This window comes from Candidatus Polarisedimenticolaceae bacterium, assembly GCA_036275915.1.
In the GTDB taxonomy this organism is placed as follows: Bacteria; Acidobacteriota; Polarisedimenticolia; order Polarisedimenticolales; family DASRJG01; genus DASRJG01.
Genome location: DASUCV010000001.1, coordinates 163,881 through 178,018 on the forward strand (window position 1 = coordinate 163,881; position 14,138 = coordinate 178,018).

The 14,138-nt window shown below is 67.1% G+C and carries 8 protein-coding genes; 3 read left to right on the forward strand and 5 right to left on the reverse strand.

The genetic code is table 11. The features are described 5' to 3' along the window. On the reverse strand, positions 1 to 294 hold the full coding sequence (locus tag VFV19_00720; protein ID HEX4822812.1) for a hypothetical protein: 294 nt from the start codon (positions 292 to 294) through the stop codon (positions 1 to 3). Further along, entirely contained in the window at positions 291 to 665 is a 375-nt protein-coding gene (locus tag VFV19_00725) for a hypothetical protein (GenBank protein ID HEX4822813.1), read from the reverse strand. Before VFV19_00725 ends, VFV19_00720 begins: the two co-directional genes overlap by 4 nt. A 175-nt stretch (positions 666 to 840) precedes the next feature. Here VFV19_00725 and VFV19_00730 point away from each other — a divergent pair, with 175 nt between their 5' ends. After that, positions 841 to 2,850, forward strand: a complete 2,010-nt coding sequence (locus VFV19_00730) for a S9 family peptidase (GenBank protein HEX4822814.1) — start codon at positions 841 to 843, stop codon at positions 2,848 to 2,850. Positions 2,851 to 2,861: 11 nt separating this feature from the next. Next, entirely contained in the window at positions 2,862 to 5,054 is a 2,193-nt protein-coding gene (locus VFV19_00735) for a sulfatase-like hydrolase/transferase (GenBank protein ID HEX4822815.1), read from the forward strand. 54 nt (positions 5,055 to 5,108) lie between these two features. Here VFV19_00735 and VFV19_00740 read toward each other — a convergent pair whose 3' ends face one another. The 3 genes from VFV19_00740 to VFV19_00750 form a co-directional block, all read right to left on the reverse strand. After that, positions 5,109 to 6,065 (reverse strand): SdrD B-like domain-containing protein, encoded by a 957-nt coding sequence (locus tag VFV19_00740; GenBank protein ID HEX4822816.1) that lies wholly within the window; start codon positions 6,063 to 6,065, stop codon positions 5,109 to 5,111. A gap of 257 nt (positions 6,066 to 6,322) precedes the next feature. Next, on the reverse strand, positions 6,323 to 10,519 hold the full coding sequence (locus tag VFV19_00745; GenBank protein ID HEX4822817.1) for a S8 family serine peptidase: 4,197 nt from the start codon (positions 10,517 to 10,519) through the stop codon (positions 6,323 to 6,325). 195 nt (positions 10,520 to 10,714) lie between these two features. Then, entirely contained in the window at positions 10,715 to 13,153 is a 2,439-nt protein-coding gene (locus VFV19_00750; protein HEX4822818.1) for a sodium-translocating pyrophosphatase, read from the reverse strand. A 247-nt stretch (positions 13,154 to 13,400) separates the two neighbouring features. Between VFV19_00750 and VFV19_00755 the strand changes: the two genes are divergently transcribed. Beyond that, positions 13,401 to 14,042 carry a phosphoribosylanthranilate isomerase gene (locus VFV19_00755; protein ID HEX4822819.1) on the forward strand — a complete coding sequence of 214 codons (642 nt, stop codon included), beginning with the start codon at positions 13,401 to 13,403 and terminating at the stop codon, positions 14,040 to 14,042. Positions 14,043 to 14,138: the final 96 nt, after the last annotated feature.

A 14,138-nucleotide genomic window follows, 5' to 3' on the forward strand; every position in this document is an offset into this window, starting at 1 on the left:
TCACCAGAGAGGATACGGCCGGTCCGGCGGCACCGGATCGACCTCTTCATGGTCGAGCACGCATTGGCATCCGCCGTCGCAGTTGCAGCACGCGAAAAACCCCGATCGGCAGGTCACGGAGCAAGACTTCGTGTAGAAGGTGAAGATCACGTGACACGAGATCTGGCACGAGTCGGCGAAGATCCCACCTGATTCGCAGGCGACCATCTGTTGCATCTCCGTTTCCGGCGGAGCGAGCAATGTCGCCGGCCCATCTGCGGCGAATGCCGCAAGGGCGAGGACCACGGCGCTCACCATGCGCGCACCGGGGTGAACGGCTCTTCCGGATGCTCGGTGAGGCACACGCACTTCGCATCGTGGCCGCCTCCGGGGTTCTGGCAGCACGCGTAGAACCCGGTGGTGCAGCTGATCCCGCAGCTCGAGGTGGTGCCGAACCCGCTGACGCTGATCGTCACCTTCGTCTCGCACGAGGTCGCGCCCACACCCCCCGAATCGCACGCGACCATCGCGGGAGCCGATGCGGCCTCGGCCGCCGGACCGCCGCATCGGGGTGGGGATCCCGGCGGCGGCAATGCCTCGGCGGCCTGTGCGGCACCGGCCAGCCCCAACAAGGCGAGCGGCAAGACGAGCCGAAGGCGAGCCCTGTGACGGTGATTGCGGAGCATGGAATCCTCTTCCGGGAGGCGGGACGGGCCGTGCGGCCCTCGGACCGATGCAGATCCTACCGCCGGCCTGGGCCGTACGCCGCCCTCTTGGTCGCGAACACGGTTACCGGTTCACAACTTCGGGTTCCGTATAAAGTACCGGCGGCGCGGGAAGAGACACGGGGGTAAGAGGCTCATGATCGGACCGGCTCTGCTGCTGGCGTTGAAGTCGTTCACCGTCGACGACCTGTGGACGTTATCTCGCGTCGGCGCTCCGGCGCTCTCTCCGGACGGTGCCTGGATCGCCGTCTCAGTCGGCGTCCCCAACGTCGAGAAGAACACGATCAACACCGATCTGTGGCTCGTGCCATCGAACGGGAGCGCGCCTCCCCGTCGTCTCACCTGGAACGAGGGCGCCGACGGGAGCCCGGTGTTCAGCCCCGACGGCAAGCGCCTCGCATTCGTGTCGAAGCGCGGCGACGCGCCGCCGCAGCTCTACATCCTCCCGCTCGGGGGCGGCGATGCCGAGCGCATCACCGACCTTCCGGTCGGCGTCGACGACCCGAAGTGGTTCCCCGACGGGCAGGCGATCGCCTTCGTTGCCTCGACGTGGCCCGACCTGAACGCGGACTTCCCGGCGGTGAAGAAGCGGCTCGACGCGGCCGAGAAGGACAAGGTCAAGGCGAAGGTCTCGGAGAGCCGGCTCTGGCGTTACTGGGACCACTACCTGACCGACGGCGAGTACCCGCACCTCTTCCGGGTCGAGCTGAAATCGCGCGAGGTCATCGACCTCACCCCCGGCTCGGCGCGCTACTTCGGCCTCATGGAGATCGGCGGCGCGTACGACATCGCTCCCGACGGCCAGGAGATCGTGTTCTCGGCGAATGCCACGGCGCCGCCCTACCAGACGTTGAACTACGACCTGTTCATGACACGGCCCGGCGGCTCGCCGCAGGACATCACGAAGGACAACCCCGGAGACGACCTCCGTCCCCGTTACACCGCCGACGGCCGGTCGATCGTCTACGGGCGCCAGACCCGCCCGGAGATCGACTCCGATTTCACGCATCTCATGAGGCTCGACCGGCGGTCGGGGAAAGCGGCCGAGATCGCCCCCAAGTTCGACGCGTCGGCGGAAGGCTGGGCGGTCGCGGGCGACGGGCTCGTCTACTTCCACGCGCAGCAGCACGGCAAGGTGCCGCTCTTCGCCGTGCCGGTCGCAGGCGGCATGCCGCGCGTGGTCGTCCGCGGCACGACCGGAGGCGTCGCCGTCGCGAAGAAGGGCGGGCTCCTCGTCTTCACGAAGGACTCGATCCTCGCTCCCCCCGAGATCTGGCGGGCGAAGCCGGATGGCGGCGGTCTCGCCTCGGTGACGCAATTCAACGACGCGAAGCTCGCCGAGTTCGACCTCGGCACCGTCAGCGACGTCACGATCAAGGGCGCGGGCAACGACGACGTCCAGATGTTCGTCGTGTATCCGCCGGGATTCGACCCGAAGGAGACGCCCGGCCGTCCGCTCGTCCAGCTCATTCACGGAGGACCGTTCGGCGCGTTCAACGACGGGTGGAGCTTCCGTTGGAACCCGCTGCTCTTCGCCGCGCGCGGCTACGTGTGCGCGCTCGTCAACTTCCACGGCTCGTCGGGCGCGGGCCAGGCGTTCGCCGACTCGATCCTCGGCGCGCCGGGCGACAAGCCGTTCACCGACATCATGAAGGCGACCGACGCGGTGCTCGGGCACGGCGGCGTCGACGAGAGCCGCATGGCGGCGGCCGGCGGATCGTACGGCGGTTACCTGACGGCCTGGATCCTGGGCCACACCGACCGGTTCAAGGCGCTCGTCGTCCACTCGGGACCCTACGACCTCCTGGGCCAGTTCGGCTCGGACGCCACGTGGGGGCGGTCGAAGAACTACGGGGCGGAGCCCTGGGTCGATCCGTCGAAGATCGAGGAGTCGTCGCCGAACCGGTTCGCGGCGAACTTCAAGACGCCGACCCTCGTGCTCCACGGCGAGAAGGACTACCGCGTCCCCTACGCCCAGGGTCTCGAGCTGTACGGCGTCCTGACGGCAAAGGGGGTCCCGGCGCGGATCGTGGTTTTTCCGGACGAGAACCACTGGATCCTGAAGGCGAAGAGCGCCTCGGTCTGGTACGGGGAGGTGCTCGGGTGGCTCGATCGCTGGCTCGGCAAGAAGTCCGAGGCGCGCTAATCTAGGCGGCCATGCGCCGCGCGCTCGCCGTCCTTGCCCTCGTCACGTGCGCCTGCGGCGGTTCCGGGAAGGCGCCGGCGGGCAAACCGAACCTCGTCCTCGTCACCCTCGACACGACGCGCGCCGACCACCTCGGATGCTACGGCGATGCGCGCGCCGCGACGCCGAACATCGACCGGATCGCCGCCGAGGGCGCTCTCTTCGAGCAGGCGATCGCCGTCGCGCCCCTCACGCTCCCATCGCACGCCTCGCTCATGACCGGGCTCTACCCGCCGCGCCACGGCGTCCGCGACAACGCGGACTTCCGGCTTCCCGACCGCGAGACGACGCTCGCCGAGCAGCTCCATGGGCAGGGGTACAAGACCGCCGCGTCGGTCGGCACCTACATCCTCTCGTCCGTGTCCGGCCTCGGCAAGGGGTTCGACAGCTACGACCAGCCGAAGCTCCGGCCGCGGATCGCGGGCGGCGAGTCGTCGGTGCTGTACGAGCCGATCGTCGAGCGGCCGGCGGCCGAGGTGGTGAACGACGCGCTCGCTTCGATCGAGCGGATGAAGGACGGGCCGTTCTTCCTCTGGATCCACCTCTACGATCCGCACGAGCCGTACACGCCGCCGCCGCCGTTCCGCGAGCGGTTCGCGAGCGCCCCTTACGACGGCGAGATCGCCTCGGCCGATGCCGAGCTGGGGCGTGTCTTTGAAATGCTGCGCTCCGGCGGGCTCATGGACCGCACGATCATCGCCATCACCGCGGACCACGGCGAGAGCCTCGGCGAGCACGGCGAGGACACGCACGGCCTCTTCGTGTACGACAGCACCCTCCACGTCCCGCTCATCCTCCGCGCGGCGGGCCGGATCAAGGCCGGCACGCGCTATCCCGGCCTCGTGTCGGGGGTCGATCTCACGCCGACGCTCCTCGATCTTCTCGGCGCCCCGCCGATCCCCGCCGCCGAGGGACGGAGCGTGGCGCCGGCGCTCGGTGGCGGGCGCATGGACGAGCGCGCTCCGGTCTACGCCGAGTCGCTCTACGGCGAGCGTGCGTACGGCTGGGCGCCGCTCCATGCGCTGCGGTCGGCGCGCGAGAAGTACATCGACGCGCCGGAGGCGGAGCGTTACGACCTCGCGCGCGATCCCGCGGAGTCGACCAACCTCGCCTCGTCGGGCGACGGCGGATGGGGCGAGAGGCTGATCGACGCCGTGAAGGCGATGGGGCCGGCCGATCCGTCCGCCGTGGCGATGATGCCGGGGGAGCAGCGCGATCGCATCGCGAGCCTGGGCTACGTGTCGGCAGGTGCCCCGGGCCTGGCACGGCGCGATCGGCCTGATCCGAAGAAGCTCATCACGGTGAGCAACCTCTATCAGCAGGCCCAGCAGGCGGTCGGACGCGGCGATCGCGCCTACGCGTCGCAGCTCTTGACGCGAGCGCTGGCGAAGGACCCGGACAACCCGGCCGCCGCATCGCTCATGGGATCGCTGCGGTTCGCCCAGGACGCCAAGGGAGCGATCGCACAGCTTCGCGCCGCCGCCGCGGCATCGCCGGACAACTTCGAATACCAGTGGAACCTCGGCAACGCCCTCTTCGTCGACCGGCAGTACGAGGCGGCGGCCACCGCCTATCGCGCCGCGAGCGCGATCCGTCCGGCATCGGGAGACGTCCACTACGCGCTCGGCAACGTGCTCGCCGCCGGCGGCGACCTCGCCGGCGCGATCGCGGAGTACAACGTCGCGGTCAAGCGCGGCCTCAGGACCCCTCCCGTCATCGCGGCGCTCGGGACGGCGGAGATCGCGAACGGCGATGCCGCGGGCGGCGAGAAGCACCTGCGTGCGGCGCTCGAAGCCGACCCCAAGCTCGCCGACGGATGGAACCAGCTCGGCGTCTTCCTCGACCGCACGGGCCGGCGCGACGAGGCGGAGAGCGCCTTCTCGAAGGCGCTGGCCGTCCAGCCCGACCACGCGGACGCGCTCTTCAATCGCGCCAAGCTCGAGCTCATGGCAAAGCGCACCCCCGACGCCCGTCGCGACGTCGACGCGCTGCTGCGGGCGCACCCGGACTACGCGCCTGCGCGATTCATCGAAGCGCACGTGTGTGCAGCGGAAGGGAATCCGGAAAAGGCGCGTGAAGCGATCCAGGCTTTCCTGTCGCTGCCGGGAACCGACCCCAGGATGAGAGACGCCGCCGAACGCCTGAAGTCGAAGCTCACGCCGTAAAAGAAAACGGCCGCCCCTTCCGGAGCGGCCGTTTCCGACGCAAAAGACCTGTTCTTACTGCAGCGGCGGGTTGTCGCAGCTGCTCACGTGAATCTGCAGGTTGCCGCTGTTGATCGGCGTCACGTCGCGCTCGAGCCCTCCACCGTTGTCGCTGTCGAGGAGGATGATCGTCGAGCCGAGCGGATCGAACTGGTTCGTGTAGACGCGCAGGAAGTAGCGGTCGATGAGCGCCCCGGCGTTGGCGCCGTTGCTGCCGGGCTCGTTCCGGTCTTCGACGCGCGCGTAGAAGAAGACGTGATCGTTGTTGTACTTGTTGCCCTGGAGCCCGTGGACCCAGCCGGTGCCGTCATATTCGATGTAATTGAACGGCGTCTTCGGCGAGGTGGAGCCGGGCGGGATGCCGGGCACGTTTCCGCAGCTCACGTTCGGGATCGTCGTCCCGTGGAAGTGGAGCTTGCGGCTGCGATCGACGTGGTTCCAGTCGCCGCCGGCGCCGGCCGTCGCACTGCAACCCGGATGGACGTTGCCGCCGAAGGTGATCTTGGTGCCCTTGGTCGCGAGGTAGGAGTTCGTCAGCGGCTCGTAGACCGTCCCGCCGCCCGTCATCCAGCACTGTCCGGCCTGGCATGCGTCGCTCTGGATCAGCCAATCCGCTTGGGTTTCCTGATCGGTGGAGGAGACGCAGAAGTCGAGCGTATTCGAGGCGGGTACGAGGACCGCGCCTCCCGCCGGCAACGAAGACGTGTCGATCGTGGCGTGGTAGCAATCGGGATGGTCCTGGAGGCTCATCAAGTAGTAACCGTTAGCGTCGGTCACATCCGTATCGCTCCACGTTCCGGCGACGTTCTGCACCGTGACGACGATGCCCGCGACGCCGAGATCCTGTCCGTCGAGCTGACCGTTGTGATTGCCGTCGCAGCGGACATATCCGTCGAACGGACAGGCGAGCGCCGCCGACCCCGCCACCGCGGCCATGAAGATCATGCTGAGACCTATGCGCACTGCTCTCACGGGTAACCCCCCTCTTCTTCCGTGCCCTGACGGGCGACGCTTCGTTGGATTCGATCGTGCTGACACCCCGAGTTCAAAGAGGAAGTACTGCCAAATTTCATGAAGAGCTGAGGCCGTTCGAAAAAAAGTGCGGCGGCGTATGACTTTCTAAGAATCGGCATCCGGAATTTCCGGAAGACGTTGACGGCGACCCGGCGCATAAGAAAACGGCCGCCCCTTCCGGAGCGGCCGCTGTGAACTGTCGACTGTGAACGGGCCTAGGGACAGGTGGCCGTGTTGCTCCTCGCGGTGAACCCGCACTGACCGGAAGCTGCGCCGCCGTTGCGCTCACCGCCCGCGACGCCGGGCCCCCAGCTTCCCTCGGTCACACCCGCGTCGTCCGAGACGACGACGTACCAGAGACTGCCGGCGGGGACGTTGCTCCACGTGGAGGAGCCCGCCGTGTTGAGGGCGCACAGCGAGCCGCCGAGCGCATAGGTCGAGACGGTCGCGAGATTCCCGTAGAGCATGTGATAGCCGGTCGACGCGCACCCCGCGTCATCCCACGAGAGGAAGATCGTCGTGCCGTTCGTGTTCCCGCGCGCGCCGAAGAGGCGGTTCACCGGCTTCTCGGCCGCGGGGCAGGCGACCATGGTGCAGCCTCCCGACACTTGCCCGATCGTGTGGCTGAAGGTGCTGACCCAGGAGCCCTCGTTCGTCTTGACGGTGAGGAGGAACGAGACGCTCGAACCGCACGTCAGGCTCGACGACAGCTTGACCGTGAAATTCGGCGCGTTCGAATCCGCGTTCGTCCCCGCCGGAATGTTCGGGTAGGTCGCCGTTCCGCTCACGATCGTCACTCCGGGACTCGTCGCCGTCAGGACCGCGGAAACGCCGGTGACTCCGCTCGTTCCGTCGCTGGCGACGTTGATCTTGAACGTCTCCTGCTCACCCGGCTCCCAGACCCCGTTGCCGTTGCCTCCGCCGGTGTTGCACGAGTCGATCGTCGTCGTGTTCGTGTTGTACCGCGCGTGCGACGCGCACGCCGTCTGCGGGTAGGTGAGATTCAGGGTCCAGTTGTTGATCATCCCCACGTCGCCGGCATTGAGGTCCCTGACGAACAGCCGCCACGCCCCGAGCGCGTTCTTTCCGTTGAAAGCGGAGAGCGGGTTGTCGGGCTTGTAGCTGCCGGTGAACGGCGGGAGCCCCAGCGCGATGGCCGTCGTCGCGGCATCGTCGAAGACGGTGTTCGTGTAGTTGTTGCCGCTTCCCCCGTTCCGGTTCGACAGGATGACGTCGGTGCTGTCCGGCCCGATGAGATGGATTTCCAGGTCGTTGTCGTACGTGTGCGTCAGCGAGCCGATCGTGACGTTCACGTCCAGGATCGACTTGTTGTCGGGAACGTTGACGGTCGCGCTCGCCCCGGTGGTGCTGTTGTCGGGGATCGAGACGGGCGGTCCGGGGTAGTTGTAGTTCGGCTGCACGTTGTCGAGGGTCGTGAAGAAATAAAAGCCGCCCGCGTTGTTGGCGACGGTCGCGTTCGCTGCGGCGTCCGCCGAGGTCACCGCGTAGTCGTACGTCGAGCACGGCGAGAGACCGGTGATCGGAATGCTGTGGCTCGTGGTGAGCGTGGGGTTGACGGGCGTGACGATTCCCGGAGGCGGCGGCGCCGCCCCATAGGTCACGCTGCCGTCGGTCGACTCGTTCGTCGTCCAGGTCACGGACACGGTCTGGCCGGTGATGTTGACGGTCTGGACGTTCGAGATCGACGGCGCGGCGCAATCGATCGGCACGACCTTGTTCACCGTGACGTTGGGCGTTCCGCAGGCCGAGGCGTCGAGGTAGCTGAAGGTCACCGTCCCGCCGTTCGCGACCGAGATCTTCCCGTCGCCGTGCACCGGGGCACCGCCGTACGTCGGGAACGATCCGACGAAGGTTCCGGACCCCGCCGGGCTCTCGGTGAGCGTGATGTTCTCCGCGGTCGTCTCCACCGTCGAATTGACCGTGATCGTCTGGGTGCCGGCGTTCTTGAGATCGCTGTCGGCGAGCACGACGTTCATCGTCGAGGCGCAGCCGTAGGCGTTGCGATCGGGGGTGATCGTCGCCGCGCAGGTCGCGCAGTTGTAGCAGACGAGCGCGAAGTCCTGGTCGGTCGCGTCACCGGTGCCGGGGACGCCGTCACCCGCGATGTTGAAACCGGTCACGGTGAGCGTCACCGGTCCGGACGTGCCCGCGGGAAGGAAGACCGACTCCACGTTGTTGGCGGGATCGGGCGCGCCGCCCGTCACGCTGTACTGCCCGGAGAAGACGTTTCCGTTGTAGATCGTGCCGTTGACGTTCGCCTGCAAGTCGAGGTTGTTGACCTGTGGGCTGGTCCCGATCGAGCCGGGGGCGTCGGTGTAGGCCATGACGATGCGCACCGGCTTCGTGGGATCGGCGACGGTGCCGTGGAAGACCCACTGCTGTCCGCTGTTGTCGAGGATGACCGACTGATCGAGCAGGAAGCGCGACGTCGTGTCGAAAGCCATGTCGAGGTTGGGCATCCCCGTCCCCTGGGAATTGCTGGGCAGCGTGTCGTTGGCGCCGGCGCCGGTCAGGTAGGTCGTGTGCGCCATCAAATAGGCCTTCGAGAGCGCCGGGCTCGGGATCGCCGACAGGTAGTGCGTCTGGAGCCAGCGGTATTCGAGCGATGCGGCGCCGGACACCGCCGGTGCGGCGATGCTGGTCCCCGAGGACGCGGCGAAGACGTGCTGGTTCCCCTGCGTCGGCATGTACGGATCGCAGACGTCCAGGCCGGTATAGCCGGGGTCGGGGCTGGCGGTCCCCTGGACGTGGGTGCCGGGGGCGACCAGGTCGGGCTTCGCTCGCCCGCCCGGGGACGGGCCGCGGCTCGACGTCGCCGCGATGTCCATGGCGTTATCCGCGTCCGTGGTGGTCACGTTGCAACCGTCGGTCCATCCCGTCCGGAAGTTCTCGGACGCGCCGACGGCGATCACGTTCTTTCCGTTGCTGGGAGATCCGACGGTCGTCGGTCCGGGACCGACGTTTCCGGCGGAGAAGACGAACAGATACTGCTGGTTCCCCGCCGTGCCCGGAAGCGCGTCGCGCGTGCGGGCGTCGTAGGTTTGCGAGGCGGCGTCGTACGTGTCGGAGCACCCCTCGCAGCTCCACGAGTTGTTGCTGATGCGCGCGCCGCTGTTGTAGGTCGCGGCGATGACCCCCGAGTCGTTGCCGCCGCAGTTGGGGACGCTGTAGCCCCCGGTGTTGGTGAAGATCTTGGTCATTCCCATCCGGCCGTACGGGTTCACGCCCATGCCGAGCTGGTAGCCGTTCGAGTCCCGGTAAGGACTCCCGGAGCGCACGTCGTAGCCGCCGATGACGCTCGCGTTGATGTGGCCGTGACCGCCGAGACTGTTGCCGGAAGTCTCCGTCGAGCAGTTGCCGATGAACGACAGGCGCGTCGTCACACCGTCCGCGAGCTTCGTGAGCGTCGGGTCGCCGGCGCCGTTCGTCACGGAGCCGTTCCCGACCCCGTCGTCGGACAGGCCGACGATCGGGTAGAGGGTCGGGTCGTTCGAGAAGCCCTTGCCGTCGAGGAACGCCTTGTAACCCGTCGCCGAGGGTCCGGTCTTTGCGGCGTTGAGATGACCGCCGACGAGCTGGTCCTGGACCTCGTCGTCGCGCGTGATCGCCAGGCGCTCGCCGACCCAGGTCACGTCCGGCAGAGCGGAGAGGCCCGCGATGCGCGAGAGGGGCACGGTCATGTGGAGGTTGCGGTAGGTGAGCACCGACTCCCACTCGGAGTCGATCGAGGCCGCGGCGGACTCGATCGCCTGGACGGTCGCGGCGTTCGTTTCGGCCTGGACGATCTGGATGACGACCGGCACGAGGCGATCCTGCGTGACGGGCTGCGAGAGCGGCCCTCGAAGGGTCGGGCCGAGCTTGAAGTAAGGATGGTACGAACCGCTGTACTGGAGAAACGCCTTCTCGGCGGCGAAGCGATCGAGGATCTGACGTCCCTCGGCGTCCGCCAAGACCAGGTACGCGTTGCTCTCGATGTACTGGACCGGACGAATGCCGGCGGCCGACAGCTCGTCGAGCCACTCCTGCTTCACCGGGCCGACGAACTGAACGAGCTGGAGCGCGCGGCCCGCGGCCGGTCCCGCGGTCAGCGCCGGCGGGATCTTGATGACCGCGGAGCGCGTATCGAGACGGTAGGCGTCGAGCTGGATGACGTCCATGTCGTCGCGGACGGCGATCTTCTCGCGGCGATCGCCCGAGAGCCCCGCGTACGCCGCATCGGAGATCTCGTAGACGCGGTAGGAGCCGTAGTCGGCAATGACTTTCAGGCCCTGCGCTCGCTCGTCCAGCAGTCCCGGCGGCGCGACGATCTTGTGAACGCCTTCGGCCGCCCGCGCGGACGCAGAGATCCAGACGAGGAGAGGGATCAAGAGCAAGACGCGACCCTTGGTCATCGACAAACCCCCGACAATCCGGAATTCAGTTCTCCCGCAACCGCTGGAATTTACGGTGTACCGCCCGGATCGTGTGGGAAAAGCTGCGTAACCGTCCGCAGCAGCCGGCCGGCAAAAAACGTCGTCTTCGCGGTCCGATAAACAGAACGGCCGCCTAACGAGAGGCGGCCGTCCCCCTGACATGGATGAACCGTCCTACGCCTTGCCGGTCTGGATCCTCATCCCATAGAACGACCGCCAGACGAAGACGACCGAGACGGCGAGGAAGGCCGCCGCGAGGACGTGCGTCAGCATCAGGTTCTGGGAGCTGACGCTCACGGCCAGCTCGACGGCCAAGAGGCCGAAGAGGGTCGTGAACTTGATGATCGGGTTCATGGCGACCGACGACGTGTCCTTGAAGGGGTCGCCGACGGTGTCGCCGACGACGGTCGCCGCGTGGAGCTCGGTCCCCTTCTCCTTGAGCTCGACCTCGACGATCTTCTTCGCGTTGTCCCAGGCGCCGCCGGCGTTCGCCATGAAGATCGCCTGATAGAGGCCGAAGAGCGCGATCGAGATCAGGTAGCCGATGAAGAAGTACGGCTCGACGAAGGCGAAGGCGAGGGTCGCGAAGAAGACCGCCAGGAAGATGTTGAACATCCCCTTCTGCGCGTACTGCGTGCAGATCTCGACGACCTTCTTCGAGTCGGCCACCGAGGCCTTCGTGGCCCCTTCGAGCTTGATGTTCCGCTTGATGAACTCGACCGCCCGGTAGGCGCCGGTGGTCACCGCCTGGATGGACGCGCCGGTGAACCAGTAGATCATCGCCCCGCCCGAGATGAGGCCGAGCAGGAACGGCGGGTGGAGCATCGAGAGCTTCTCGAGGTTCTCCGTGAGGCCGTGGGTGAGCGCGACGATGATCGAGAAGATCATCGTGGTCGCGCCGACGACCGCCGTGCCGATGAGCACGGGCTTCGCCGTCGCCTTGAAGGTGTTGCCGGCGCCGTCGTTCTCCTCGAGGAGGTGCTTGGCGCGCTCGAAGTTGACGTCGAACCCGTGAGTCTTCTTGAGCTCGTCCTTGATCCCGGGGATCTGCTCGATGACCGACAGCTCAAAGACCGACTGGGCGTTGTCGGTCACCGGTCCGTAAGAGTCGACCGCGATCGTGACCGGGCCCATCCCGAGAAACCCGAACGCCACCAGACCGAAGCAGAAGACCGCGGGCGCGATCATGAGGCCGGAAATGGCCGTGGCGCCGACGAGGTAGGCGATCCCCATGAGCGCCATGATCGCGAGACCGAGCCAGTAGGCGCTGAAGTTCCCGGCGACGAGGCCGGACAGGATGTTGAGCGACGCGCCCCCCTCGCGGGACGACGTCACCACCTCGTGGACGTGGGCCGACTCGACCGACGTGAACACCTTGACGAGCTCGGGGATGATCGCGCCGGCGAGGGTGCCGCACGTGATCACGGTCGACAGCTTCCACCAGAGCGTTCCGTCGCCGAGGTTCGGGATCATCAGGTACGAGACGATGTAGGTCAGGACGACCGAGACGATCGAGGTGAGCCACACGAGACGCGTGAGCGGCGCCTCGTAGTTCATCTTGTCGGCCTTCTCGTACTGCCCCTTGGCCAGCGCCTCGTTGACGAAGTACGAGAGGCCGGAGGCGATGATCATCATGACGCGCATGGTGAAGATCCAGACGAGGAGCTGGACCTGGACCGTCGGCTCCTTGACGGCGAGCAGGATGAACGAGATGAGCGCCACGCCGGTAACGCCGTAGGTCTCGAATCCGTCTGCCGAGGGCCCGACCGAGTCGCCCGCGTTGTCCCCGGTGCAGTCGGCGATGACGCCGGGGTTGCGGGCGTCGTCTTCCTTGATCTTGAAGACGACCTTCATGAGGTCGGCGCCGATGTCGGCGATCTTCGTGAAGATGCCGCCCGCGATGCGCAGCGCCGCCGCGCCGAGCGACTCCCCGATCGCGAAGCCGATGAAGCAAGGGCCCGCGTACTCGCCGGGAACGAAGAGGAGGATGCAGAGCATGATGAACAGCTCGACCGAGATGAGCGCCATGCCGATCGACATCCCCGCCTTGAGCGGGATCGCGTAGCAGGGGTAGGGCTTGCCGCGGAGCGACGCGAACGCCGTCCGCGAGTTCGCGAACGTGTTGATCCGGATGCCGAACCACGCGACGCCGTAGCTGCCTGCGATGCCGATGAGGCTGAAGAGCAGGATGATGACCGTACGGCCCAACGAGAAGTGCTGCAGGAAGAAGAAGTAGATGAAGATGATCGCGCCGATGAACAGCTCGAGGATCATGAGGAACTTGCCCTGCTGCGTCAGGTACGTCTTGCAGGTCTCGTAGATGAGCTCCGAGATCTCGAGCATCGACTTGTGGACGGGCATGTTCTTGAGCTGGGTGTAGATCATCAGGCCGAAGCCGAGGCCCAGCGCCGAGACGACGAGGCCGACCATGAGCAGCGTCCGGCCGTTCGTCCCACCGAAGAAGCTCACGGTGCCGAGGTCCGGCAAGTGGAGGTTCGCCTCTCCGCCCGCGTGCTCCTGCGCCAGCGCCGGCAGCGGCGCCGCCAGAGCGATGGCGATCATCGCCATCGGTATGAGGGCGACGAGCCCTCGCATCCATCCCTTCGTGATCATCTCCACCTCTCTCCTCGGCTCGCGTGCAGCCACATAGCCCCGCCCGCTCTCGCGGACGGGATCGAGTTTTGGAGGGGTTGGCCGCCCGCCGAACGGCGAACGCTTCAGCGCCCTACGCTTTCCCCCCGGAAGGCAGGAAGCCGGGGGGTTATACCAGCATGCCGGTCTTTTTGTCGACGCGGCCCCCGTTTTGTGGCGTCTTTGGCGATGGACGGAACGACCGCCCCTGTGCGAGGGTAGCGGGCCCATGCGCGTGAAGGTCTGCGGAATCTGCCGGGTCGAGGACGCCCTCGCCGCCGCCGATGCGGGAGCCGATGCCGTCGGCTGCCTCGTCGGGCTCGACCGGCCGTCGCCGGAGCAGGTGACGGCCGCCGCGGCGCGCGCGTTGTTCTCCGTCCTGCCGCCGTTCGTCGCGCGCGTCCTCGTCACGCACAAGACGACGCTCGCCGAGGTCGCCGACCTCGTGCGCGAATCGACGGCGACCGCCGTTCAGCTCCACGGCGACTTTCCCCTCGTCGCCATCCCGGCGCTCCGCGAGGCGGTGCCGTTCGCATCGATCGTGAAATGCGTCCACGTCACCGGGGAAGAAGCGATCGCCGCGGCCTCGGCCGCCGCGCGCGTGGCGGATGCCATCCTCCTCGACACGAAGGCCCGCGGCCGCATCGGCGGGACCGGCAAGACGCACGACTGGTCGATCAGCGCGCGGATCGCCCTGAGCATGGTGAAACCGGTGATCCTCGCCGGCGGCCTGAACCCGGACAACGTCGCCGAGGCGATTGCGCGTGTCCGTCCGTTCGGCGTCGACGCCAACTCGGGCACGCGCGCAACCCCCGGCGCCAAGGACCACGCGAAGATCCGCGCCTTCGTCGCGAACGCCGTGAGGACATAGGGACATTCTGCTTTTCTTACACAGAGGGGACAGCTTCCGAAACTCTGTACTTCGAGTTTCGGAAGCTGTCCCCTCTGTGTAAGAAAAGCAGAATTT